The organism is Seohaeicola sp. 4SK31, from assembly GCF_028802875.1.
In the GTDB taxonomy this organism is placed as follows: Bacteria; Pseudomonadota; Alphaproteobacteria; order Rhodobacterales; family Rhodobacteraceae; genus Seohaeicola.
Genome location: NZ_JARAMP010000003.1, coordinates 208,585 through 233,231, shown reverse-complemented (window position 1 = coordinate 233,231; position 24,647 = coordinate 208,585). Strand labels below are relative to the sequence as shown.

The following is a 24,647-nucleotide window of genomic DNA, read 5'->3' as shown; positions in this document are numbered from 1 at the left end:
ACCAGACCGGAAAGGACAAGCCCCATGCAGATGATCAAGGCCGCCGTGTGCCACGCCTTCGGCACCCCCCTGACCATCGAGGAGGTGCGCCTGCGCGCCCCCGACATGGGTGAGGTCGAGGTGAAGTTGGACGCCGTGGCGATTTGCCATTCCGACATCTCCTTTGCCGAAGGCGCGTGGGGCGGCACCCTGCCTGCGGTCTACGGTCATGAGGCGGCAGGGCGAGTGACCGCTGTCGGCGCAGGCGTGGCGGGTCTGGCCGTGGGTGACAGCGTCGCGGTGACGCTGATCCGCGCCTGCGGCGGCTGCTCCAATTGCGGATCGGGCAAGCCGACGCTTTGCGAAACACCTTACAACGGTGACAAGGGCCCGCTGTCCACGGCAGACGGGGGTGTGCTGCATCAGGCCATGGCCTGCGGCGCCTTTGCCGAAGCGGTCGTGGTGGATCACAGCCAGGTCGTGAAAATCCCCGACGACATGGCCAAGGACGTGGCGTCCTTGCTGTCCTGCGGTGTGATCACTGGTGTGGGCGCGGTGGTGAATGCCGCCGGTCTGCGCGCGGGTCAGGATGTGGTCGTGATCGGCGCGGGCGGCGTCGGGCTGAACGCCATTCAGGGCGCGCGCATCGCTGGTGCCCGCCGCATCATCGCCGTCGACATGAGCGAGGAGAAACTGGCCATCGCCCGCGAGTTCGGCGCGACCGACGGCATCCTGGCCACGGATGCCAAGCCATGGTCGCGCGCCAAGCGCATCCTTGGCCGTGGTGCAGATGCGGTGATCGTCACCGTGGGTGCCATCCCGGCCTATGACACGGCTCCGCGCTATCTGGGCTATGGCGGCCGTGTCGTCATGGTGGGCATGCCGCATTCCGGCCAGACCTCAACCTATGAACCCGTCGTCATGGCGGCTGTGGGGCAAGGCATGATCGGCTCAAAGATGGGCGATGTGGTGATCAAGCGCGACATCCCGTGGATGGTGGACCTGTATCAACAGGGGCGGCTGAAGCTGGACGAACTGATCTCGGGCCGCTGGCGGCTGGACCAGATCAACGAGGCGATTGCCGACACCAAGACCGGTGCCGCGCGCCGCAACGTGATCATCCTGAACAACTGAACGCACCCTTTCCCCTGTTCCCTCAATACTCAAAGGAGCGACTGACGATGAAACTGGCTGACCTTGACATCATCGTCACCTCGCCCCCGGCACCGGGCTGGGGCGGGCGCTACTGGATTTTCGTGAAGGTGACGACCGACACGGGGATCGTGGGCTGGGGTGAATGTTACGCCGCGACCGTCGGCCCGGACGCCATGCGCGCGGTCATCACCGATGTGTTCGAACGCCACATGCAGGGCGAAAACCCGGAAAACATCGAAAAGATGTTCCGTCGGGTCTATTCCTCGGGCTTCACGCAGAGGCCCGATCTGACGGTCATGGGCGCGTTTTCGGGGCTTGAGATCGCCTGCTGGGACATTCTGGGCAAAGCCCGGAACCGCCCGGTCTGGGCGCTGCTGGGCGGCAAGATCAACGATCGGCTGCGGGCCTATACCTATCTCTATCCGCTGCCGCATCACGAGCATGCGCCCTTCTGGGTCTCGCCCGAGATGGCGGCTGAATCGGCACTGGACGCGGTGGATCGGGGCTATACGGCGGTCAAGTTCGACCCCGCTGGCCCTTACACGATGCGGGGCGGGCATATGCCTGCGATGCGGGACATCAGCCGCTCGGTCGCCTTCTGCCGCGCCATCCGCGAGGCTGTCGGGGACCGTGCTGACCTGTTGTTCGGCACCCATGGACAGTTCACGACGGCGGGGGCGATCCGGCTGGGTCAGGCGTTGGAACCCTATAGCCCGCTCTGGTATGAAGAGCCGATCCCGCCAGACAATCTGCTGGAATTCCAGAAGGTCGCGCAGGCCGTGCGCATTCCGCTTGCCACGGGTGAGCGGATGACGACCAAGACCGAATTCGCCACGCTGCTGCGCACAGGTGGCGCGGAAATCCTGCAACCCGCCTTGGGACGCGCGGGCGGGATCTGGGAGATGAAGAAGGTGGCCGCCATGGCCGAAGCCTTCAACGCGCAGATCGCACCGCACCTTTACGCAGGTCCCATCGAATGGGCCGCGAACATCCATCTGGCGGCCTCGATCCCGAACCTGCTGATGATCGAAACCATCGAGACACCTTTCCATGACGGGCTGATCAAGGGGATGATCCGGGTCGAGAATGGCTATGTCATTCCGCCTGATCGCCCCGGTCTGGGGATCGAGATTGACGAGGATCTGGCCCGTGCCCATCCCTTCACCGGGACGGGGCTGCATCTGCAAATGCAGGAAGACCCTTGCGATTATCAGAACGAGAACCATTTTGAAGGCGGTGCCCCGGCTTATGAGCAGTGATCTCGCTCTTTCCCGAGGGGTATGCTAGGAGAGACAGAGGGATCGACCGGATGCAGGAACTTGCCGAATTGACCACGCAAAGCCCCCCCGCCCCGCCATCCGAGATGGCGCGCAGCGCCGAGGCGGCGGCAGCCTATCTCAAGACGCTGGCCCATGAAGGCCGGCTGATGATCCTGTGCCATCTGGGATCGGGCGAGAAATCCGTGGGTGAGTTGGAGGACCTTCTGGAAATCCGGCAAGCCGCCGTCAGCCAGATGCTTGCGCGCCTGCGCGAGGAAGGTCTGGTCACGACCCGCCGCGACGGCAAGACGATCTATTACAGCCTCGCCGACAACAACACCTATGAGGTGATCGGCCTGCTTTATCGTCTGTTCTGCGCCCCTGAAGGCAAGGACACCACCAAAACCTCCTGCTGAGCCGCGCGCTCCGCTTCGGATCTCAGCGCACAACCCCCGCCTCAAGCTCGGTCGCGACATGCCCGATCACGCCGCGTAGCCAGCGGTGCATCGGGGAGTGATGCGTGCGGGCGGTCCAGTAGAGGTCGATCTCGAAAGGCGCGGGAAAGGGGCAATCCACGATCCTGAGGCCCGGCCCGAAGGACAGCGCTGTCCGCAATGGAACCGTGGCGATCAGATCGGTGCCGGGCAGGATGTCGCGCAAGGTTGCGGGGCTGGGCAGTTCCAGCACCATGTTGGGGGCAAGGCCAGCATCCTCCATCTCGATCAGATAGCGGGATTTCCAGTTGCCGCCATAGGTCACCACCGCCTGCGGTGCGGCGGCGAAACCCTCTATATCCAGCGGTGTCTGGCCCAGCGGATTGTCCGGCGCCATGACGCAGACATAATGATCGCTGAGGACGCGACGGCCAAAGAACCCGGCATCCCCGATCTGGACCGGCCCCACCAGAATGTCGCATTCCCCCCGGCTCAGCTGCTCGCGCCCGCGCACGGTCGAGGTGATCACCCGCAGCTTCACCCCCGGTGCCACAGCCCGCAGACGGCGCACCAGCGCAGGCACCAGCGTCGCCCGTTCATAGTAGTTGCAGGACAGGATCATCGTCGCCTCGGCGCGGGCGGGATCAAAGACGCGCGGCGCTGACAGGGCCACGAATTCGTCCACCAGCCGCGCCGCCTCGCGGACAATCTCGTCACAGCGGTCTGTGGGCACGATCCCGGCCCCCTGCCGCACGAAAAGCGGATCGCCAAAGGCGCGGCGCAGGCGGTCGATCGTATAGCTGACCGAGGATTGGTTGACGCCCAGCACCTCGGCCGTGCGCGAGAACGATGCATAGTCATGCACAAGCCGCAGCACCCGCAGCGCCGCGAAATCCACGGCCAGCGGATCGCTATCCTTGGGGGTGACCATGTGACTTCCTCCGGTTTCGCCCGCTGTCATCAGATTATTCGATAGTCTCTATCAATTCCATCGGATTGTCCCATGCGCCCCGATCCTCTAGTGTTGGTCCACGCGATCAGGCAGGGGAGGGCAGGACCGTGACACTCGATACACCCATCGCACCCGAGGCACCGCTGGATGATCAGATCACCATCCAGCAACTGACCCTTGATCCCTATACCGTTTACAAACGCCTGCGGGCCGAGGCACCTGTGCTGCGGGTCAAGGCCGTAGGGCGGACGCTGCTGACCAAGGCGGCGGATACGAAATACGTCAAGGACAACCCTGAGCTATTCAGTTCGAACGACCCCAACACGCCGATGCAGCGCGCCTTTCGCGCCCATACGCTGATGCGCAAGGATGGGGCCGAACACGCAGCCGAACGTGGCGCGATGGCCCCGGCCTTTACCGCACGCAACATCAAGCAATGCTGGGAGCCGATCTATACAAGGATCGCCGAGGATTATGTCAGCCGCCTGCCAAGAGGCGAGACGGTGGACCTGTTCACGCAGCTGGCCGGACCATTCTCAGCGCGCTGCCTGACGCATCTGCTGGGCATTCCCGAAGCCTCGGACGCTGACATGCAGCGCTGGTCACAGATCCTGATCGACGGCGCGGGGAATTTCGGCTGGACGGACAAGCTGTTCGCGCAATGCGACGCCGCCAACGATGAAATGGACGCGCTTTTCGACGCGGCCTCCGCCCGTTTGCGCGCGGACCCGGATCAAAGCGCGCTGTCCGTGATGGTCAATGCGGAAGATCCGATCCCGACCAGTCAGATCTATTCCAACATCAAGATCGCGATCGGCGGCGGTATCAACGAGCCGCGCGACGCGCTGCTGACGATCCTTTACGGCCTGATGATCAACCCTGACCAGTTCGAGGCGGTCAAGCGGGACGGTCTGTGGGCCGACGCCTTCGAAGAAGGTGTGCGCTGGGTCGCCCCGATTCAGGTCTCGTCCCGGTTGGTGACCGAGGATACGGTGATCCGCGGCTTCCACATCCCCAAAGGCGATACGGTGATGACGATCCAGGCTTCGGCCAATCATGACGAGGATGTTTACGAGGACGGGCACCTTTACAACGTGTTCCGCCCCAAGCTGCCGCATCAAGCCTTTGGCAACGGCCCGCATTTCTGTCAGGGAACGCATGTGGCGCGGCGGATGCTGGCCAATATCATGCTGCCGTTGCTGTGCGACCGTTTCCCGAACATGACCCTGCCAGACCCGGACGCCGTGCAATTCTACGGGTTCGGATTCCGGGGGCCGCGCAGCCTGCCTGTGACGCTGAACTGAGATCGCCATCGCCCCGGCGCAAAAGACTTAGCTATGACGCATAATCATTTGCGATTCGGGCGAGAGTGACACTAAATACACGCAAGGGTCGGAAGAACCGGCCCGTTTCTGGGAGGAAACCAATGAAACGACGTAACCTGATGAAGACGGTCGCCGCCGCCGCGTTTGCGCTGGGTCTGGCCCCCGCCACCCTGTCCGCGCAAGAAGTGACGCTGCGACTGCACCAGTTCCTGCCGCCGCCCGCGCCGGTGCCGGCACATATCCTCAAGCCATGGGCCGCAAAGGTTGAAGAGCGGGCCGGCGGTGCGCTGAAGATCGAGCACTATGACGCCATGTCGCTGGGCGGTCGCCCGAATGATCTGATCGACCAGGCCATCGACGGCACGGCTGACATCATCATGACCGTCGTGGGCTACACGCCCGGTCGCTTCCCCAAGACGGAAGTGTTCGAACTGCCGTTCATGATGACCAACCCGGTCGCCACCGCCAAGGCCTTCTGGCAATTGACCGAGGCCGAATTGCAGAACGAGGAATACAAGGACGTCAAGATCCTGGGCGCCTGGGTCCATGGCCCCGGCATGATCCACTCGAAAGAGCCGATCGCCAGCCTTGAGGACATGGCCGGCAAGAAACTGCGCGGCCCGACCCGCGTGATTACCGACATGCTGAACGAACTGGGCGCGACCCCGGTCGGCATGCCCCTGCCCGCGATCCCGGAATCCCTGTCCAAGGGCGTGATCGACGCGACCGTGATCCCGTGGGAGGTCACCACCGCCGTCCGCGTGTCGGAACTGGTGGGCAACCACACCGAATTCGGCGGGCCGGAATCGCTCTATACCGCGACGATCATCCTTGCCATGAACAAGGAGCGTTACGAGTCCCTGCCAGAGAACATCCGCGCCGCCATCGACGCGGAATCCGGCGAGGTTCTGTCGGCCTTTGCCGCGCAGGTGATGTGGGATTATGACGCCCCCGCCCGTCAGATCGCGGTGGATCGCGGCAACAACATCGTGACTCTGGACGAGGCCGAAGTGGCCCGCTGGAAGGAAAAGGCGCAGCCCGTGATCGACCGCTGGGTCGCCGACATGGAGACCAAGGGCATCGACGGCCGTGCCCTGATCCAGCAGGCCAAGGACCTGATCGTGAAGAACGGCGGCTGATCGCGTCTCAAGGTGAATGGGGAAAGGCCGTCGGAGTGATCCGGCGGCCTTTCTTCTTGTCCAGATGTCGGAATGAGTATTTCTGGCAAGATGAAGGAATGTCGCTCTTTATTCGCGGGCGATCCCCGCAGGGGCGTCATAAACGCGGGAGACGGCGCCCGGGCGATGGCGGATCACAGCGCGGGCATTGATCGAGCCCTTGTCCGTAACCTCGCCCCGGTCAAGGCTGGGCGGGTCGCGCAGGATCAACATATGGGCGATGCGGGTCGAACTGCCGGTGGAACCGGCCACAAAGCTTGCGTGCAGACGGGTCAGATCGTCCATGATTCCGGGGCGATCCATCACGCCATCGGCCGGGAACAGCAGCGCCGCCAGCGCGGGACGATCCTCGCCCAGAATGACGGCGTCGCGGATGAGCCCACCGAAGTGATCCACCAGACGCGCGCGCAGCGCTCCCACGGCGACCCAGGTGCCGGTCGCCAGCTTGAAATTCTCGGCTATGCGGCCATCGAAGAAAAAACCCTTGGTCAGATCGTCAGGATCAGCCGGGCGCAGCGCATCACCCAGACAGTAGAAGCCTTCGTCATCCAGCATCTTCGCACTGGTGGCCGGATCGCCAAGGTAGCCGGGCGTGATGGACGGGCTTTTCAGACGCGCCTCAAGCTTGCCCTCATTCGGGACCAGTTTGAGCGTGATGCCCCGTGCGGGCAGACCGACATTGCCGGGGGCCTCCTGCTGCGCGGTGCACATGAGGGCGAAGGGACCGGTTTCGGTCGCACCAAGGCCGGTCGTCAGCAGCACGTCGCGTCCGGTGACCTGACGGGCCGTGGCACGCAAGCCTTCCCAGATGTGCTGGGCCATGCCAGCCCCGGCATACATCATCATATCCAGCTGACCGAAGAACTGCGCCGCCAGATCAGGGTCGGCGCGGAACGCCTCAAGCAGCATCTCATAGCCCGCGGGAACGTTGAAATACCAGGTCGGCGCCACTTCGCGCAGGTTGTCCAGCGTGCGGCCGATCAGGGCAGGAGTCGGCTTGCCATCGTCGATATGATAGGTGCCGCCGTTGCACAGAACCATGTGAAACACCTTGTTGCCGCTGGCCGTGTGGCTCCAGGGTGCCCAATCCACCACCACCGGCGGATGATCGGCCAGAAAGCGGAAGCAATCGGCGATGATGTCCTGATTGCGGGCGATCATGTCATGGGTGTTGATCACCGCCTTGGGGCTGCCTGTCGATCCGCTGGTGAAAAGATACTTGGCCACCATGTCACCACGCAGCGCGGCAAAGGCTGTATCGGCAGAGGCCGTATCGGTTGCAGGCAGGTCGGCGAAGGACAGCGCATCTGCGGGCGGATTGGCCGAACAGACCTTCAGAATGTCATCCCCTACCGCCGCAAGAGCACGGCCATAGCGCGCGCCATCCGAAGCATAGACCAATCCGGGGCGCAGCAGGGCCACCGCATCGCGCAGCTTGTCGAAACTGTCGGACACCAGCGAAAAGGCCGTGGACAGCGCCGCCGTGGGCACGCCCGCATATTGCCCGGCAAGCGCCAGCATCGCGTGATCCAGCGCGTTCTCGGACAGGATCAGCACCGGGCGGTCCTGTCCCAACCCGCGCGACAGCAGACCGGCCCCCAGATGGCGCATCGCCTGCCACAGCGCGGCATAGCTGATGCGGTGCCAGGCACCATCCGCGCCACGTTGCGCAAGTGCGGTCCGGTCGGGCGCCACCTGTGCCCAATGGCCGATACGCGCGGCAATCGTATCGGCCAGACGCGGTGCCTCGCCGGCCTGAAACATCAGGATCGTGCCGTCGGTGCGCTGTTCGATGGCGAATTCGGGTGTCCAGAAGCGCGGCTGCGCCATATCATTCCCCTCCCAAGGACGGGGGCGCATCACAGGCTGGACGCGGCCCCTCAGATTTAGTTATGACTTATAGCAATGTCGCCCGCCACTCAATCATTATCATAGCCCGGAGCAAGCCATGTCATCGACCCTCGCCACACCCGAACTGCGCCATGTCTGCGATCTTTTCGTCTCGCTCGATCCGATCCGCGAGATGGGCGCGGGCCGGGCCGGGCAGCGGCGCATTATCCCGATCGTGGGCGGCACGGTCAAAGGCCCTGCGCTGAACGGGCGCATCCTCAACCTTGGCGCGGATTGGCAGACGATCTGGGGCAATGGCGTAGCGGAACTGGACACGCGCTATGCGATCGAGACAGCGGATGGCGCAACCATCGAGATCAGGAACTATGGCTATCGCCATGGTCCGGCCGAGGTGCTGGCAGCCATCGCCCGCGGCGAGGACGTGGCCCCCGACAGCTATTACATGCGCACCCATGCGCGGCTGGAAACCGGCGATCCGCGCTATGACTGGGTCAACCGCACGCTCTTTGTGGGAACCGGTGCCCGGCAGGCGGGACAGGTCGTCATTTCCCTGTTCGCCCTGGAATAACCGGGGGACAGGCTGGACCTTGGCGGCGCGCTGACAGACAGTCGCGCCATGAGCGTGATTCTTGTCCTGATTGCCTTTGCCTTGGGTGGCGTCCTGAAGGGGGCCACCGGCGCGGGCGCCCCGATCATCGCGGTGCCGGTGATGACGATCTTTTTCGGCGCGCCCTTTGCGGTGGCTGTGTTTTCCATTCCCAATCTGGTGACGAATATCTGGCAGGGCTGGCATTATCGCCGCCACAAACTGACCGGACCGCTGACGCTGCATTTCGCCCTGGCAGGGGCATTGGGCGCAGGGCTGGGCAGTTTCATGCTGGCATGGCTGCCCACCGAGGCCTTGAACCTGACCGTTGCCCTGTCCGTGCTGGCCTATGTCGTTTTTCGCGGTCTGCGCCCCGGCTGGAGCCTGAGCCTTGCCCGGGCCGAGACTCTGGCCGCGCCCATGGGTGTGCTGGGCGGCATCCTGCAGGGCGCGGCGGGTCTGTCCGCACCTGTGTCACTGAGCTTTCTGAACGCGATCAAGCTGGAACGACCACAGTTCATCGTCACGATCTCGGTCTTCTTCTTCGCCATGGCGCTGGTGCAGATCCCGCTGCTGGCCGGGCTTGGCATCCTGACGGGCGAGCGGTTCCTGTTGAGTTGCCTTTCGCTGATTCCGCTGATGGCCGCCATGCCGCTGGGGGCGTGGCTGGCCCGCCGAATCTCGGCCAAGGCCTTTGACAGGGTGATCCTTGCCCTGCTGACGATCTTGTCGATCCGCCTGATCTGGCAGGCGGTGACCGGCTGATCCGGCCGCGGCAGGCTTGAAAATCGGCGCGTTTCATACCATTCTTGAGGGCGGAAGAAAGGGACGGGGATCAACCCCGCCCGACAGGCGCGTTCAGCAGTAACCATCAGACAGGAGCAGGCGTCATGCGGCACCTTGCCATGTTATCCGCCTTGGCATGGGCGACAGCAGTCTTTCTTGCATGGCCCGACGCCGCCGAGGCCGCCCCGGCCCAGTGCACCACCAAGATAGAAGGCGAGGACGTCACGATCTTCTATGATGACGAGGAGCCCACCTATTCCTCGTTCCGCGAGCGCTATTTCAGTCGGCGCCACACCTGCCCCGGTGCCGTGGTGATCACCTATCTGATGCCAGATCTGACCGCCGAAGAGCGGCAGGTGTTTTGTGCCAATTACGACCCCAAGACCCGCAGCCATTCCCTGCCCGCCCAAGGCACGCGTGATGCCTTTGGCCGTTGCGAGCAGCCCTCGAACACCTGCAAGCTGGTCAATACGACCAAGGAGAATGCCCTTGGCCTGATGGGGATCGGGGAACAGGCCGAAGAAGGCACGCTGACAGGGCGTCTGTCCTCGACCATTTCGGCGGTCACGCACAGCTCGGGTGCCATGGTCCTGTCGGGCAACGCTGGCAGTATCTCGAGCCTGCTGACATCGGCTGGCACGACCATAGGCACGGCGCTTGGCACACCCGCCATTCTCGCCGGAGCTGCCGCCAGCGTCGTGGTGATCGGCGGCGCGGTTTATCTGTGCAGCGACGAGGGGTGATCCGACAACGGTCTAATTGGCGATCCCAGAAGGACTCGAACCCTCAACCTGCTGATTAGAAGTCAGCTGCTCTATCCAGTTGAGCTATGGGATCGCATGGCCCCTATGTGCCGTCGCGCGGCAGCAAAGGCAAGCTGTCAATGCGGGCAAGCCGGATCGCCCTTGCCCGCTGGAAATGTCAGTGGGTCCATGCACCGCGGCGGTTGGTGGCGAAATTCTCGCCATAGCCGCCGGGGCGGATATTGGGTTTGCGGGGTTTGGGTTCCACCACCTGCGCATCGATGCCATGTGCCTCGGCATAATCGAGGGCAGCCTCCTTGGTTTCGAATCGCAGCTTGACCTGCGACTGGGTATCGCCCGATGAGGTCCATCCCATCAAAGGGTCGATATCCCGCGCCTCGGCGGGGGCGAATTCCAGCACCCAGTCATGGGTCTTGCCCATGCCCGAGGACATGGCGGTCTTGGCTGGCTTGTAGATACGCGCACGCATGGCATCCCTCCGGTTATGGGTGTCTATATCGGGGAAATGCGCGCGCGGGGCAAGCCCGACAGACCTCGGATCGCGCGATTTTCGACAGGTCAAGCGCAAGTCCTGATTGCCGGTGCGCGCGCGGGGAGCGAGGGGTGGGTCGTGCGCCCGGACCGGCAACCAGGGTCTTCTGCTTGCCCCTAAGATGTTAGGAAAATACACCTTATCCAGCAAGAAATTTCGCACAAACTGTCACTTTATTTTGACACCCTACTGTCCATCTTTTCGGCATCCCATTGATAAACCTTTTCTTTCGCCAAGCAGCGTCATTCCGACGCAAGGCTCGCCAAAGGCGGTCGGGCAACAGGGCTTGAAACAGACTGCAAAGGCGTCAATCTCTGACCTCTGAAAAGGAATCTCCCGCCATGAACCAGCCGGTCCTGCACGCCCCTGCCCCCGATGTGAAATCCCGCCCGAAACTGGAAGGTGGCAAGCGCTTTGTGCTCAAGACCGAGTTCACGGCAGCAGGCGATCAGCCGACGGCCATTGCCGAACTGACAGCCGGGATTCTGGCCGGTGAACACAATCAGGTCCTGCTGGGAGCGACCGGCACCGGCAAGACCTTCACCATGGCCCGCATCATCGAGGAAACGCAGCGCCCCGCCATCATCCTTGCGCCCAACAAGACACTGGCCGCGCAGCTGTATGGGGAATTCAAGGGCTTTTTCCCCGACAACGCGGTGGAGTATTTCGTCAGCTATTACGACTACTATCAGCCCGAAGCCTATGTCGCGCGGTCCGACACCTATATCGAGAAGGAATCCCAGATCAACGAGCAGATCGACCGGATGCGCCACTCGGCCACCCGGGCGTTGCTGGAGCGCGACGATGTGATCATCGTGGCCTCGGTTTCGTGCATCTACGGCATCGGTTCGGTCGAAACCTATGGGGCCATGACGCAGGATCTGAAGGTCGGCGCGCGCTATGACCTGCGCGCGGTCATGGCCGATCTTGTCGCCCAGCAGTACAAGCGCAACGATCAGGCCTTCCAGCGCGGGTCCTTCCGCGTGCGCGGCGACAGTCTGGAGATCTTCCCCGCCCACCTTGAGGACCGCGCGTGGCGGCTGTCCTTTTTCGGCGAAGATCTGGAAAGCATCACCGAATTCGACCCATTGACGGGGCAGAAAACCGGCAGTTTCGATCAGATCCGCGTCTATGCAAATTCGCACTATGTGACGCCCAAGCCGACCATGCAGCAGGCCATCATCGGCATCAAGAAAGAGCTGCGCCAGCGGCTGGACCAGTTGGTAAACGAGGGCAAACTGCTCGAGGCGCAGCGGCTGGAACAGCGCACTAATTTTGACCTTGAGATGTTGGAGGCGACCGGCGTCTGCAACGGGATCGAGAACTATTCCCGCTATCTGACCGGCCGCGCCCCCGGCGAGCCGCCCCCCACCCTGTTCGAATTCATCCCCGACAATGCGATTGTTTTCGCTGATGAATCCCACGTCTCGGTCCCCCAGATCGGCGGGATGTACAAAGGCGACTACCGGCGCAAATTCACGCTGGCCGAACACGGGTTCCGCCTGCCCTCCTGCATGGACAACCGTCCGCTGAAATTCGAGGAATGGGACGCGATGCGCCCGCAATCGGTTTTCGTCAGCGCCACCCCCGCGAAGTGGGAGATCGAACAGACAGGCGGCGTTTTCACCGAACAGGTGATCCGCCCCACCGGCCTTCTGGACCCGATGGTAGAAATCCGCCCCGTCGGCATGCAGGTCGATGACCTGCTGGATGAGGTGCGCAAAGTCTCGGCCGCAGGCTATCGCACGCTCTGCACCACGCTGACCAAGCGCATGGCCGAAGACCTGACCGAATACATGCATGAACAGGGCATCCGTGTGCGCTACATGCACTCCGACATCGACACGATCGAACGGATCGAGATTCTGCGCGACCTGCGCCTTGGCGCCTTCGACGTGCTGATCGGGATCAACCTGCTGCGCGAGGGGTTGGACATCCCCGAATGTGGGCTGGTGGCCATTCTGGACGCCGACAAGGAAGGCTTCCTGCGCTCGGAAACCTCGCTGATCCAGACCATCGGCCGCGCCGCGCGCAACGCCGAAGGCCGGGTCATCATGTATGCCGACCGCATCACCGGCAGCATGGAACGCGCGCTGGCCGAAACCAACCGCCGCCGTGAAAAGCAGATCGCCTACAATATCGAACACGGGATCACCCCCACGACGGTCAAGAAGAACGTCGAGGATATATTGGCGGGTCTCTACAAGGGCGATGTGGACATGAACCGCGTCACCGCCAAGATCGACAAGCCGCTGGCCGGGGCCAATCTCAAGGCCGTGCTGGACGGCCTGCGCGCAGACATGCGCAAGGCCGCCGAGAACCTCGAATTCGAGGAAGCCGCCCGCCTGCGGGACGAGGTCAAGCGTCTGGAGGCCGTTGATCTGGCCATTGCCGACGATCCGCTCGCCCGCCAATCCGCCATCGAAGCGGCGGTCGAGGCTTCATCCGCAAGTGCCGGTCGCTCAACCGCCGGCCGCGGCGGCATGCGGGGCGGCAAGGCTCGGCCACGGCGGCGTTAAGGGCGGGTCAGTCGCCCGTGACGCTCAGACCCAGAACGCGCCAGCTTTGCATGCCACCGCGATAATAGCTGATCCGCTCTGCCGGATAGCCCGCCGCGATGATCGCGCGGATGGCAGACGGCGATTGCCCGCACCACAGCCCGTTGCAGAACAGCGCGACACGGCGCGCACCCTCGCAATCCCAGCCGTCGAAATCCGGCTCGCAGCCCAATTCACCCAGACGATCCACCATCCGGTCATAGGGGATGTTCACGGCACCGGGGATACTGCCACCCGCGAACCAGTCCGGCGTGCGGCTGTCGATCACCATCACTTCGGGATCGGCCAGCATCTCCAGCAACTCCAGCTCTCCAATGGTTGTCACCCCTTCGGCAGGGCTCATCGGCTGGATGCAGAAGGGCGGGCAGGCGCGTGAGGTGCGCGCCCATTCCCCCGTCACCTCATGGTCATTGTCCTGAATGCGCCCGATCTCGACCGGGCCTTTCTCGGTCTGCACTGTGACAGTCGCGATATCGGGCCGGATATTCACCGGCCCCGCCTCTTCGGCCAGCACGGGGCCAAAGCCAAAGGCAGCCATGGCCGCGCAGAGCGGCAGAATGGTCCTGAACATGATCTCTCCTCCTTCGTATCGTCCGGGGACCGGACGTCCGCCCCAGACTGGCGCAAGGGGCCGGGTCATGCAAACCGGCCCCTGCTTCTTCTTGCTTCAAATATCCTGTCGCGCCGCCTCCGGGCGCGGAACGTCTCTAGCGCAGGACATGCACCGCGCAGGTGGCGTGCCGCACGACCGTTGTCGCGGTCGAGCCCAGCAGCAGATCCTGCATCCCCGGACGGTGCGAGGCGATGACGATGCAATCGACCCCGTGCTTGTCCGCCCATTCAAGGATCGTGCGCCCCGAATGGCCCTCGATCAGAACGGCCTGCCCGCCCGGCACGCCCTCGGCCATGGCAGTCAACTCGGTCTGGATGGCCGCGCGGCTTTCGGTGATGTAATCGGTCGGCATATACGAGATGGCATAGCCGGGGATCTGTTCCATCACATGCAGCAGGGTGATCTTTCCGCCGGCATTGGACAGGGCACGGGCCACGGCAAGCGACCCTTCCGCGTCACGATCCTCGTCGAAAGAAATCGGCACAAGAATATTGTCATACATCGCTTTGTCCTCCTGTAAGCGGTCCATGCATCAGACACCGCACAACCTTGACGGTCCTTGATCCATGTCAGATTGGCCGGGCTGATGGCCAAACCACGGTCTCATTCCTCAACGCGCCAGACGTCAAAAGGTTGCAACCACGTCGTAAAGGACCGGCTCGAAGGTCTTGCACAGCGCCGCCAACTGACGGTTGCGCTCGCGCATCTCGGGGGTGCGCAGCATGGCCTGAAAATCCTCGCGGCTGCGCCATTGCGAATAATTGGCGATCCGGGTCTGGGCATCGTTCACATGCAGCCCAGCCGCGATGAAACCGGGCTGCTTCGAGATGAATTCGGCATAGGCCGCGTTCAGCGCGTCCAGCAGGTCCTGACAGGTGCCGGGTGTCATGTCGAAGGTGGTGATGACGGTCTGACCGAGGGCCGGGGTCCGGATGGTCGGCATGGTGATCCTCCCTGTTGCGCGGCGCGCACGTGGCGCGCCGGTCCCCCATCATATCAGTTTTCGCCCGCCGATGCAGGCATCGTTAACCGCGCATTTACCACGACGGCCCACAATGGCGGGGTGGAGGGCACATGGGATGATCCGCCGACTGGCGCTTTTGCTGGGGTTTCTGTCCGGTCTTGTGACCGGGTTTCTGCCCCCGGCAGTGACGGCGGGCGCGTGGCCGCGCGAGGCCGGAACCGGCTTTGCCAGCCTCAGCCAGTGGCAAGGGCTGGATGGCGCCGACAGCTACTCGGCGCTCTTTCTCGAATATGGCCTGACACCGCGCCTGACGGCAGGGCTCGATCTGGGGCGCAGCGTCTCGGGCGAGGGCAAGGCCGTGATGTTCATCCGCACCCCCGTCATGCGGATCCTGGGCGGCCCGGTATCGGTGGAACTGGGCTATGGCGAGATCGCGGGACAACCGGTCCTGCGACCCGGCCTGTCATGGGGGCGCAGCGTGGTGCGCCCCCGCTGGACAGGCTGGATGGCGATCGACAGCCGCGTTGAGGTGGATCTGGTCAGTCGGGAACTGGACGAAAAGACCGATGTCACGCTGGGCCTGACCCTGCTGAACCCGGATGGCCGCCCGGCAGACTGGACCATGATGCTGCAATTGCAAACCGGCGTGGTCGATATCCGGCAAAAGCTTTTCCTTCTACAGACCGAAGGAATCCAGCCGGGGGCCAGTTTCCTGCGGCTCGTGCCTTCGGTCACCTACCGACTGCGCGACGGGCTGCATCTGGAGATGGGATATGTCCATGCGCTGGACGGATCGGGGTCAAGGGCGCTCAAGCTGGGTCTGTGGTCGACATTCTGACCGCGGCCCGGCTTGCGCCGGTCCGGGCCGCATCCTAGTTTCGCGTGCATGAATACAGATGCCCCCAGCCCGATCCGCCCCACCGATGACGAGGCCCGGAGCCTTGCCCGTGACCTGATGAACAAGGCGCGTTTCGCAGCGCTTGGCGTGGTCGACCCGGAGAACGATGCCCCGATGGTGACCCGCGTGGCCTTTGGCACAACGCCGCAGGGCGGACCGGCCACCTTGGTGTCGGACCTCTCGCATCACACACGCGCGCTGAAGGCGAATCCTGCGGCATCACTTCTGGTGGGCGAACCGGGATCACGGGGCGATCCTCTGACCCATCCGCGCCTCACTCTTCAGGCAAAGGCGCGGTTCCTGCGTCATGGCGCGGCGGGATATACAGAAATGGCCGCGCATTGGCTGCGCGACCATCCCAAGTCCAGGCTCTACATCGGATTTGCAGATTTTTCCTTTGTGCTGTTCGACGTGCACGCGGCCTATCTGAACGGCGGGTTCGGCCGCGCCTTCGTCATGACACCCGCTGATCTGGGCCTGTGATCCGTCAGGCGTTGTCGATCCGCATCGTCACCGCGACCGTGCCCGTCACAGCCTGCGGCCAGCCCAGATGCACACGGTCGCGCGCGGCCCCCTGCTCGGCGACGGCATGGGGCATCTCGTAGCGGATCACGTTGCTGGCGTTACGGATTGGACCGCGCGCCACCACCGCCTCGACCTGCCGGGCGCGACCACCGAAAGGCAAGGGTCCGGCACCATTGACGACCCAAGTCTCGGCCGCGGTGTTCTGCGTGTGCTGGATCGCCACCGGGTTCTGAATTCCCTGCACGACCGAGTTGTACAGGTTCCCCGCCACAAGGATGTTGCGCATCCGGCCAAAGTCCAGATCAGCAAAGGACGTGTCCACATGCTCGACCCGGTCGATATCCCCCCGGATCGCACGAAACACATTGCCCGTCATCGTCAGCCCGCTGATGAAATGCCCCGCGCCATGCGGCTTGATCACAAAGAAGCGGAACCACGGCGCCACGTCGATGGCCTGAAAGACATTGCCCGTGATGCTCAGCGCGCTGAATGAGAATTCACTGCTGAAGGCAGGTTCGTGATCATGTTCATTCGTCCATTCGATGAAGCAATTGTCGATGTAATTGCCCGTGATCGTCGCCCGGTTGTGGCTGGAAGTCAGGATCAGCCCCCCGGTCCTGACGCCCCCCGGCTCGTCATCGCCCTGAAACCAGTGATTGCCCGAGATGATGCTGGCCGTGCCGCCCAGAATGGCGAAGTGCCGGAACTGTGTGATCCGGTTGTCGCGCAGCTTGACGTCATTGGCATTGGCATTCAGCGCGATCGACACACGGTCCTGCGCGCGTATCGGTGTTTCATTCGACAGGAACTGGCAGCGGTCGATCAGCATCCCCTGACATCCGATCCCGATCGAGGTGATGCCCCTGTCGCGTGGTCCGGTGAAAAAGCAGTCCCGCACATGAAAGGTCAGACCTGTCGGCGCCAGCATCACGCCGCTGGCCCGGCCCCCACAGAGAAACTCGATATCCGACATGGAAAAGCGTGACAGTTGCGAGAAGCCGCTGAAATCCAGCACATATTTGAACCGCCTGAAGGTATAGGTCTGCGTGCCCGCCGCATCGAAAAGGGGCATGGACAGCGTCATCTCGCCCGCGCCCACATTCTTGGCGCGGACATAGACCTCGCGGCCCACGCCATTGCCCTCGATCAACGCGCCGACGGGGATATTGGCCACATTGGCCACATTCGTCAGGCGCAAAGGATCATTCAGCGCATAGGTGGCCTGCGAGGTGAAGATATCCGTGGTCCATGCGGCGTTCTCCTCGACGAAGAACTGCCCGTTGCGGATATGGCGCCGCTGCGCGAATTGGGTTCGATTGGGCACGGCGGCGGCCATGTCGATGGGGCCGCGCACCTGAATCCGCCGCCCACCCAGATCCAGCGACTCGTGATCCACATTGTTCAGAAGCGCCTGAAACGCCTTGCGAAACGCCAAAACCTCGTCCCCGAAAGCGTCGATATAGGCGGGCAGGTCGAAATCGCGGGTCAGCGACAGGATCGCGTCAGCGGGCATGGCCAGCGTGCCCTCGAACTGGATGCGGTTGTTGATCGTCAGACTTTGCCCGATCCGGTAGCTGCCCTTCGACACCAGCACCCGCCGCCCCGCCGCCGCCTGATCCGCTGCGACGAAGGCGGCATAGTCATCGGCCACGCCGTCGCCCACGGCACCGTGATCGCGGACATCGACCCAGTTCATCATGTCGCGATGGAAAACGCTGGTGATATCCTCGATCACCAGATCGTCGATCCGCACGATCCCGCCATTCGGCCCGGTCAGGTCCAGTCCGAAATGGCCGTAAAGCGCCTGTCCGCCCCAGACCATGTCCACGCCATTGCGCGCCCCCGCCCCGACGATGGCGCTGACCTCGGTCACGCGACCATAGGCGGTCAGTTGCACGACCGGCCCCGTCTGCGGAACCGTGGCCACGTTGACCCCACCGGCACCCCCCGCCCATCCGGCGATCCGGACCTGCGGCAGCGCGCCGCTGATGGCCTTGATGCGCGCCGTGATCCGCAGATAGCAACCGGGAAGCAGCGGTGTTTCCCCCATATAGCGCAGGCGTTGCACCGTCTGGGTCTTCTGCATCTCCAGACAGCCACTGAAATCCTGATCCGCAGGCACGAAGCCTGCGTTCACGGCCGCCAGATATGTATCCGATCCCGGCGTTCCGTTCTGACTGGACCAGACATCCAGACCCGCCTCGAAGGGTGGCGGCATCAAGACCACGCCATCGGTAATCGCTTTGTTCATGGGCTTCCCTTTCCACCACGGCCCGGCATCGCGCCCGGGTGGTCAGGGGTCTATCAATGAGCGGTTAACAGGAAGCGACAGCACCGTGACGGTGCCCGGCCGTGCGGGTCACGCGGCGACGTCGGGCTGCTTGAGAAGCTGGACGCCGTTGATCTGCCAACCCTCGGGCATCTGGATCATCTGATAGTCAAGAATATGCACGCGCCCCGCGCCGTCCACGATCTGCACCTTCTGCCAGATCTCACCCGCAATCTCGCGCTGCTCCAGATAAGTCACCGCGCCGGGGCGCCAGACCATCGGATAGCCTTGCCTGACCATCGCACCAAAGTTTTCGGGCGTGCGGAAGATGTTCTTGATCGTCGGGCTGGCGAATTCAAACGCTGCGCCGAAGTCATCGGCCTTGAAGGCGTCCAGTTGCCGGGTGATCGTGTCTTCGATCCCCCGGTCCTGCGCGATGACCGGATTGCCGGCCAGCATCGTCGCCAGAACCAGCACCGCCATCATACGTCCCCATGCCTGCATGTCTGATCCTCCGCCGCATAGCAGAGTATCAGCTAGTCCGGTGTGACGCGACGTCAATGTCTCAGGTCAGATCGCCTGCCAGCGCGCGGTCGATCAGGGCCACGGTTTCATCCACGCCATAAAGCGCGATGAACCCGCCGAAACGCGGGCCTTGGCTCGCCCCCAGAAGCACCTCGTAAAGCGCCGTGAACCAGTCGCGCAACGGATCGAACCGGTCGCGCCCCACGGCAAAGACCAGCCCCTGCAACGCCTCGGCATCCAGTCCGCCATCCCATGTCTTGAGTTGATCGCGCAGGTCAACCAACGCCTCACGCTCCAGATCGCTGGGTGCGCGGTAGACCTTATGCGGCTTCACGAAGTCATTGTAATAGCGCACGGCGAAACCCGCAGCCTGATCCAGATCGGGATGCGTCTCGGGGGCAGCCTCGGGCGCGTAACGCTGGATGAATCCCCAAAGCTTCGATTTCTCCTCGGCCGCCGATACCGACGCAAGGTTGAGCAGCATCGAGAAGGGCACCACCATCCGGCTTTCCGGCGGGTTGCCGCCGTGAATATGCCAGACAGGGTTGTTCACCTTGCCGGACGCATCCTGATCGGGATAGGCGCGCAGCTGCTGGTGATATTCATCCACCGCGCGCGGGATGACGTCGAAATGCATCCGCTTGGCGGTCTTGGGCTTCTGATACATGAAATAGGACAGCGATTCCGTGCTGGCATAGGTCAGCCATTCGTCGATGGTCAGACCGTTCCCCTTGGATTTGCTGATCTTTTCACCGTTCTCATCCAGAAACAGCTCATAGGTGAAATGCTCGGGCTTGCGCCCGCCAAGGATCTCGCAGATGCGGTCATAGATCGGCGTATTGGTGCTGTGGTCCTTGCCATACATCTCGAAATCCACATCCAGAGCAGCCCAGCGCGCGCCGAAATCAGGTTTCCATTGCAGTTTCACATTGCCGCCCGTGACCGGCAGCGTCCATTCGCGGCCCGTTTCATCGTCAAAGGTGATGGTGCCGTCCTTGGCGTTCACCTCTTTCATCGGCACATAGAGCACGCGCCCGGTTTCGGGATGGATCGGCAGGAAGATGGAATAGGTCTGCTGGCGTTCTTCACGCAGGGATTTCAGCATAACCTCCATCAGCGCGTCATAGCGTTCCGCCGCGCGCAGCAGCACCGTGTCGAACTGCCCGGTCTTGTAGAATTCGGTCGCGCTGATGAACTCGTATTCAAACCCGAACGTGTCCAGAAACCGCCGCAACATGGCGTTGTTGTGATGACCAAAACTTTCATACTGTCCGAAAGGATCGGGCACGGATGTCAGCGGGCGTTGCAGATGCTCGCGCAGCATCTCGGGGTTGGGGACGTTGTCGGGCACCTTGCGCATTCCGTCCACGTCATCGGAAAAACAGATCAGCCGCGTCGGGATGTCCGAAATCAGCTCGAACGCGCGACGGATCATCGTGGTGCGCGCCACCTCGCCGAAGGTGCCGATATGCGGCAAGCCGGACGGGCCATAACCCGTCTCGAACAGAACATGCCCCTTGGCGGGCGGGGCTTTTTCATAACGTTTGACCAGTTTGCGCGCTTCCTCAAACGGCCAGGCTTTCGAGGCAAGGGCGGCGTCGCGCAAATCGGTCATGTCAGTCTCCATCCGTGGCGGGACATGTGGCGGGGAACCGCGCAGATCGCGCGGCGTCAAATGAGGCTTCCTATTGCTCCGCCCCCTGACAGTCAATATTCTGCACTGCAACATGACCTTTCAGGACGAATGAAATGACGGACGCAGTGCCACACCCGCTCAGCCCACAGGATTGCCTCGTGGCCGTCATGATCGCAGTCTCGCTGTCGGACGAGGATATCCGCACCTCGGAACTGGTCCGGATACAGGCGACGGTGAACCATCTACCGATCTTCGCGGAATATGACACCGACCGGATGCGCCGGATGGCGCAGACAGTGTTCGATCTTTTCTCGGAAGAGGACGGGCTGGACGCACTGTTCGGACTGGTGCGCGACAACCTGCCCGAGCATCTGTTCGAGACAGCCTATGCGCTGGCCTGCGATGTGGCCGCTGCCGACGGCAGGATCCTTGAAACGGAATTGCGCCTGCTGGAAGAGATCCGGTACGAGTTGAACATCGACCGGCTCCATGCGGCGGCAATCGAACGTGGTGCACGCGCGCGACACATGCGCGCCTGATCACCCGGCGGTCACCTGCGCGCTTGAACGCCGCCCTGAAACTGGCAGACTGGAATCATTGATCCAATGCCATTTTCCAAGGGAGGCCGCCATGTCGCGCCCCGTACTTCTTGTAACCGGACTTTTGATTCTTTGTGCAGTGTCGATCATCGGCGCAGCGGGATAGGGCAGAAAGCAGGCCATCATGGCCGATGCGCAGAGCGCCTTGCCTGATATCTTGTTGCCCTTGGGTCACAACTCAGGCTGAAGCGCCGCCTTGACCAATCCACGGTTGAAGAATCGTCTCCGGCAAGACTACCTCGTCTGTCGTGAGGGGCAGCGATGCCTGCCTTCACTTGTGTTCATGTGTTAAATAGTGACGGAGTTATAAGTCGTGAAACACCCCCTCTTTCTTGCCACACTGATGATGTCAGGCATCGCGACCTCTGTCGCGGCGCAAAGCCTTGAGGACCTCTCGGTCGAGGCCGGGCTGTCTACCCTTGGCGTGTATATCGCGCCGAAATTCGACGTCGCCCCCAAGTGGCAGGCGCGCGTGCCGCTGTATCTGGGATCTGTCTCGGATACGTTCGATGTGGACGGCAACGATGTCGCAGGCAAGTTCACCTCGAATTCCATCGCACTGATGGCCGATTATGCCATCGGTAATGCCGGCTTCCGTCTGTCCGGCGGTGTATCCTTCGGCGGCTACAAGCTGGAAGGCAGCGCCTCAAACCTGACGATCGAGGGGAATACCTATAGCGGAAGCTTCTCGGCCGAGTTGAAGCAGAAGAACGAGATCGCCCCCGTTCTCGCTGTCGGATATACACTTCCTTTGGGGGAAAACTGGGGCATCGTTGCCGAGATTGGCGCGCGGATCACCAGTCTTGAAATCAGCACGACAGGTCAGGATTTGATAGCCGACGCGGCAGAACGCGCGCAGTTCAACGCGGACCTTGCACAGGCCAATCGCGACCTGAGCGACGTCAAGTTTCTGCCCTTCGTGACGTTGGGCGTATCCTACAACTTCTGAAGACCATATTCAGGGACAGTCCGATACCGCGCTTGCCGCGGTATCGGACGCCATGCTGTCAGACGCTGTAAAGCGTCCCCCAACGCTCCAGCAGGTCCTGCTGCAAAGCCTTGGCGCGCCGGTTCCAGCCTTGCGCGCCATTCGGCCTTTCACGTTCCGCACGCGGAATACTGTCGCGACGCTGCGCATCTGCGGAAAAAATGGCAAAAGCCAACGGCTTGCCCTTGTCGCGCGTCATGTAGCCGGCCAGTCCGCTGACGAAATTCAACGTCCCCGTCTTGGCGTTGACCTTGACCGGATGCCCGGCTGCGGTGCGCCCTTTGTCATCGCGCATCGGAAACTCGCGCAGCAGGCCCGGCAGCATCCCTTGACGCCGCGCCCGCACAAGCGCCGCCACCATATCCGCCGCGGCCAATCGTGACCTGTCACCAAGCCCCGAATGATCCACCAGCGCCGGGGCCGACAAGCCCAGCGCAGAACTGGCCCAGCTGTTCATCGCACCGGCCGAGGCCGCCAGAGATGTCGGCCGCCCACCGCGCGCCTGCGTTGCGGCAAGGCCCACCATCTCGGCCGTCAGATTGGTGGAATAGCGCAGCATGTCGCGCAGGATCTCGGGCAGGGGCACGCTTTGATGGCGCACGATCACGCTTCCGCCCGGCAGGCTGCGTGCCACATCCTCGGCTGGCAGGCGGATACCCTGGGACCCGGCAAAGGTGCGGAACACCTCGCCGGCATAGACGTCGGGCCGCCGGACGGGCAACCAGCGGGCACCGCCCTTGCCCAGTGCCGATTGCGCCACCGTCCATTGATCGACGCCCTGCGCGTCCGCATAGGTATAGACCGGCAGGTCGCGCGCCACGACCTGCATCCGCGCCACCCGCACATCCGGGCGATAACGGTCTGACCGCGCGTCCATGGTGACGCCATATCCTTGTCCGTTGCGGACCCATTCGAAATGCACCCGATTGTGATTCAGCGACAGGCCGGACACGGCAGGGTTATATCCGACATGATCCGGCTGGCCCTCGTCGATCACGCGGGTATAGGGCAGCGCGCCGCCCCAGACGAGGAAGCGTCCACGCACTTCGCGCACACCCGCCGCCTTGAGCCCGGCCGCCAGTTCGGCCAGCGCGTTGGTATCCAGCAAAGGATCCCCACCCCCCGCCAGCACCAGATCCCCGCTCAGGATGCCGTTCTGCACCGGCCCGGTGGCAATGAGCCGCGTCTCGAACCGATGCGCCGGACCCAGCGTGTCCAGCGCATAGATCGCCGTCAGCGCCTTGACGACGCTCGCCGGCGGCAAGCCGCGCTGCGGCTGTCGCACTTCCAGCAATTCACCTGTTTCGGCATCGGCACAGGCAAAGACAACCTCTCCGCCCAGATTGGCCTTGGACACAAGCGCATCAATGGCAGGAACCGATGCGACGCGCCCCCCGGCCGGGCGCAGCGCGGGGCGCAACGACCGCGAAGGGGCGTTGGCACAGGCCGGAACAGCCAGAAGCGTCACGGCAGCGGCCGAACCGACCAGAAATCCACGTCTTGAAATCATGTCACTCATTCCTGAAACTTAGCCGCCCTGCCCCGTGACGGGCAAGCCCACATCCGCGTGACGAGCCTACGCCGCACCCCAGCCGCCCCGCGCCCGGATCGCGGATGACGAGATATCCATCAGCGGCGCGTTCACAAAACACCATGCAGGCGCCTCGGCCATGGCAAGGGTCCTGCTGGCAGACCCTTTGATCCGTGCCGCGCGAAAGATCCGCGCCGCACGCGAGGCCCGCGCAGGCAGGTTCTGCCCCGGTCGGGCCAGAACCCCGACCGGCACGCGCGCCATGATCTGTTGCCAGTCCTGCCAGCGATCGAACTGCACCAGATTGTCCGCCCCCATCAGCCAGACGAAACGCACCCCGGGATAGGCGGTTTGCAAGGCGGTGATGGTCTGGGCGGTATAGCGCGTGCCGGCCTGCGCTTCGAAATCCGTGACGATGATGCGCGGATCATGGATCATCGCACGTGCCAGCGCGATCCGGTCCGCCATCGGAGCAGGCCCGCGCGCCTTGAGAGGGTTGCCGGGGCTGACCAGCCACCAGACGCGGTCCAGTCCGAACCGGCGCAGCGCGACCTTGGTGATATGCACATGTCCCGCATGGGCCGGATCGAAGGACCCGCCCAAAAGCCCGATCACCTGACCGGGCCGTGCATGGGGTATATCGTGACGCATCACCTCTCCTGCCCGGAGCTTCTCTGGCGGCGCAGTTGTCAATGCCACGCCCGCTTTGTCAATCAGGTGCCGCAAGGCCCCGCAGCGCA

The 24,647-nt window shown here is 63.1% G+C and carries 24 protein-coding genes and 1 tRNA gene; 13 read left to right on the top strand and 12 right to left on the bottom strand.

What is annotated here, in order from left to right; translation table 11 throughout:
- Nucleotides 1–24 precede the first annotated feature (24 nt).
- The 3 genes from PVW27_RS04295 to PVW27_RS04285 all read left to right on the top strand — a co-directional run bounded on the left by PVW27_RS04295 (nt 25) and on the right by PVW27_RS04285 (nt 2,809).
- Nucleotides 25–1,113, top strand: a complete 1,089-nt coding sequence (locus PVW27_RS04295) for a Zn-dependent alcohol dehydrogenase (protein WP_274555410.1) — start codon at nt 25–27, stop codon at nt 1,111–1,113.
- A 47-nt stretch (nt 1,114–1,160) separates the two neighbouring features.
- A complete protein-coding gene (locus PVW27_RS04290) occupies nt 1,161–2,393 on the top strand; it encodes a mandelate racemase/muconate lactonizing enzyme family protein (RefSeq protein ID WP_274555408.1) in 1,233 nt (410 codons plus the stop codon).
- A 104-nt stretch (nt 2,394–2,497) separates the two neighbouring features.
- Entirely contained in the window at nt 2,498–2,809 is a 312-nt protein-coding gene (locus PVW27_RS04285) for an ArsR/SmtB family transcription factor (protein WP_274555441.1), read from the top strand.
- 22 nt (nt 2,810–2,831) lie between these two features.
- Here the strand turns inward: PVW27_RS04285 and PVW27_RS04280 are convergent, their stop codons facing one another.
- Nucleotides 2,832–3,758: a LysR family transcriptional regulator gene (locus PVW27_RS04280; protein ID WP_274555406.1), complete on the bottom strand. Its 927-nt coding sequence runs from the start codon at nt 3,756–3,758 to the stop codon at nt 2,832–2,834.
- 128 nt (nt 3,759–3,886) lie between these two features.
- On the opposite strand from PVW27_RS04280, the gene PVW27_RS04275 reads away from it, so the two are divergent.
- On the top strand, nt 3,887–5,083 hold the full coding sequence (locus PVW27_RS04275) for a cytochrome P450 (protein WP_274555404.1): 1,197 nt from the start codon (nt 3,887–3,889) through the stop codon (nt 5,081–5,083).
- A gap of 122 nt (nt 5,084–5,205) precedes the next feature.
- Nucleotides 5,206–6,243, top strand: a complete 1,038-nt coding sequence (locus PVW27_RS04270) for a TRAP transporter substrate-binding protein (RefSeq protein ID WP_274555402.1) — start codon at nt 5,206–5,208, stop codon at nt 6,241–6,243.
- A gap of 108 nt (nt 6,244–6,351) precedes the next feature.
- On the opposite strand, the gene PVW27_RS04265 is transcribed toward PVW27_RS04270, so the two are convergent.
- The gene (locus tag PVW27_RS04265; RefSeq protein ID WP_274555400.1) at nt 6,352–8,112 is read right to left on the bottom strand and encodes a feruloyl-CoA synthase; all 1,761 of its coding nucleotides are present in this window, start codon (nt 8,110–8,112) and stop codon (nt 6,352–6,354) included.
- Between the two features lie 118 nt (nt 8,113–8,230).
- Between PVW27_RS04265 and PVW27_RS04260 the strand changes: the two genes are divergently transcribed.
- From PVW27_RS04260 to PVW27_RS04250, 3 genes are all read left to right on the top strand, one after another.
- Nucleotides 8,231–8,701 (top strand): DUF3237 domain-containing protein, encoded by a 471-nt coding sequence (locus PVW27_RS04260; protein ID WP_274555398.1) that lies wholly within the window; start codon nt 8,231–8,233, stop codon nt 8,699–8,701.
- A gap of 48 nt (nt 8,702–8,749) precedes the next feature.
- Nucleotides 8,750–9,484, top strand: a complete 735-nt coding sequence (locus tag PVW27_RS04255) for a sulfite exporter TauE/SafE family protein (RefSeq protein WP_274555397.1) — start codon at nt 8,750–8,752, stop codon at nt 9,482–9,484.
- Nucleotides 9,485–9,609: 125 nt separating this feature from the next.
- Complete coding sequence (locus PVW27_RS04250) at nt 9,610–10,248, top strand: hypothetical protein (protein ID WP_274555394.1); 639 nt, start codon at nt 9,610–9,612, stop codon at nt 10,246–10,248.
- A 17-nt stretch (nt 10,249–10,265) separates the two neighbouring features.
- Here the strand turns inward: PVW27_RS04250 and PVW27_RS04245 are convergent.
- A tRNA-Arg gene (locus PVW27_RS04245) sits at nt 10,266–10,342 on the bottom strand.
- Between the two features lie 84 nt (nt 10,343–10,426).
- Entirely contained in the window at nt 10,427–10,738 is a 312-nt protein-coding gene (locus PVW27_RS04240; RefSeq protein ID WP_274555393.1) for an ETC complex I subunit, read from the bottom strand.
- 404 nt (nt 10,739–11,142) lie between these two features.
- On the opposite strand from PVW27_RS04240, the gene uvrB reads away from it, so the two are divergent.
- On the top strand, nt 11,143–13,320 hold the full coding sequence (gene uvrB, locus PVW27_RS04235; protein ID WP_274555391.1) for an excinuclease ABC subunit UvrB: 2,178 nt from the start codon (nt 11,143–11,145) through the stop codon (nt 13,318–13,320).
- A 7-nt stretch (nt 13,321–13,327) separates the two neighbouring features.
- Here the strand turns inward: uvrB and PVW27_RS04230 are convergent, their stop codons facing one another.
- The 3 genes from PVW27_RS04230 to PVW27_RS04220 all read right to left on the bottom strand — a co-directional run bounded on the left by PVW27_RS04230 (nt 13,328) and on the right by PVW27_RS04220 (nt 14,915).
- A complete protein-coding gene (locus PVW27_RS04230) occupies nt 13,328–13,930 on the bottom strand; it encodes a rhodanese-like domain-containing protein (protein ID WP_274555389.1) in 603 nt (200 codons plus the stop codon).
- Nucleotides 13,931–14,066: 136 nt separating this feature from the next.
- Nucleotides 14,067–14,474 carry a universal stress protein gene (locus PVW27_RS04225; protein WP_274555388.1) on the bottom strand — a complete coding sequence of 136 codons (408 nt, stop codon included), beginning with the start codon at nt 14,472–14,474 and terminating at the stop codon, nt 14,067–14,069.
- A gap of 123 nt (nt 14,475–14,597) precedes the next feature.
- Nucleotides 14,598–14,915 carry an antibiotic biosynthesis monooxygenase family protein gene (locus PVW27_RS04220; protein WP_274555386.1) on the bottom strand — a complete coding sequence of 106 codons (318 nt, stop codon included), beginning with the start codon at nt 14,913–14,915 and terminating at the stop codon, nt 14,598–14,600.
- 136 nt (nt 14,916–15,051) lie between these two features.
- On the opposite strand from PVW27_RS04220, the gene PVW27_RS04215 reads away from it, so the two are divergent.
- Together PVW27_RS04215 and PVW27_RS04210 are read left to right on the top strand one after the other, a co-directional pair.
- A complete protein-coding gene (locus PVW27_RS04215; protein ID WP_274555385.1) occupies nt 15,052–15,774 on the top strand; it encodes a hypothetical protein in 723 nt (240 codons plus the stop codon).
- 48 nt (nt 15,775–15,822) lie between these two features.
- On the top strand, nt 15,823–16,317 hold the full coding sequence (locus tag PVW27_RS04210) for a HugZ family pyridoxamine 5'-phosphate oxidase (RefSeq protein WP_274555383.1): 495 nt from the start codon (nt 15,823–15,825) through the stop codon (nt 16,315–16,317).
- A 4-nt stretch (nt 16,318–16,321) separates the two neighbouring features.
- On the opposite strand, the gene PVW27_RS04205 is transcribed toward PVW27_RS04210, so the two are convergent.
- The 3 genes from PVW27_RS04205 to PVW27_RS04195 all read right to left on the bottom strand — a co-directional run bounded on the left by PVW27_RS04205 (nt 16,322) and on the right by PVW27_RS04195 (nt 20,768).
- The gene (locus tag PVW27_RS04205; RefSeq protein WP_274555381.1) at nt 16,322–18,610 is read right to left on the bottom strand and encodes a glycosyl hydrolase family 28-related protein; all 2,289 of its coding nucleotides are present in this window, start codon (nt 18,608–18,610) and stop codon (nt 16,322–16,324) included.
- A gap of 108 nt (nt 18,611–18,718) precedes the next feature.
- On the bottom strand, nt 18,719–19,132 hold the full coding sequence (locus tag PVW27_RS04200; RefSeq protein WP_274555379.1) for a DUF4864 domain-containing protein: 414 nt from the start codon (nt 19,130–19,132) through the stop codon (nt 18,719–18,721).
- A gap of 61 nt (nt 19,133–19,193) precedes the next feature.
- Nucleotides 19,194–20,768, bottom strand: coding sequence for a lysine--tRNA ligase (locus tag PVW27_RS04195; RefSeq protein ID WP_274555377.1), 1,575 nt, complete (start codon nt 20,766–20,768; stop codon nt 19,194–19,196).
- Nucleotides 20,769–20,902: 134 nt separating this feature from the next.
- On the opposite strand from PVW27_RS04195, the gene PVW27_RS04190 reads away from it, so the two are divergent.
- Together PVW27_RS04190 and PVW27_RS04185 are read left to right on the top strand one after the other, a co-directional pair.
- A complete protein-coding gene (locus PVW27_RS04190) occupies nt 20,903–21,328 on the top strand; it encodes a tellurite resistance TerB family protein (protein WP_274555375.1) in 426 nt (141 codons plus the stop codon).
- 373 nt (nt 21,329–21,701) lie between these two features.
- On the top strand, nt 21,702–22,337 hold the full coding sequence (locus PVW27_RS04185; protein ID WP_274555373.1) for a hypothetical protein: 636 nt from the start codon (nt 21,702–21,704) through the stop codon (nt 22,335–22,337).
- Nucleotides 22,338–22,395: 58 nt separating this feature from the next.
- Here PVW27_RS04185 and dacB read toward each other — a convergent pair whose 3' ends face one another.
- Together dacB and PVW27_RS04175 are read right to left on the bottom strand one after the other, a co-directional pair.
- On the bottom strand, nt 22,396–23,886 hold the full coding sequence (dacB, locus tag PVW27_RS04180) for a D-alanyl-D-alanine carboxypeptidase/D-alanyl-D-alanine endopeptidase (protein WP_274555371.1): 1,491 nt from the start codon (nt 23,884–23,886) through the stop codon (nt 22,396–22,398).
- Nucleotides 23,887–23,952: 66 nt separating this feature from the next.
- The gene (locus PVW27_RS04175) at nt 23,953–24,558 is read right to left on the bottom strand and encodes a nicotinate-nucleotide adenylyltransferase (protein ID WP_274555369.1); all 606 of its coding nucleotides are present in this window, start codon (nt 24,556–24,558) and stop codon (nt 23,953–23,955) included.
- Nucleotides 24,559–24,647: the final 89 nt, after the last annotated feature.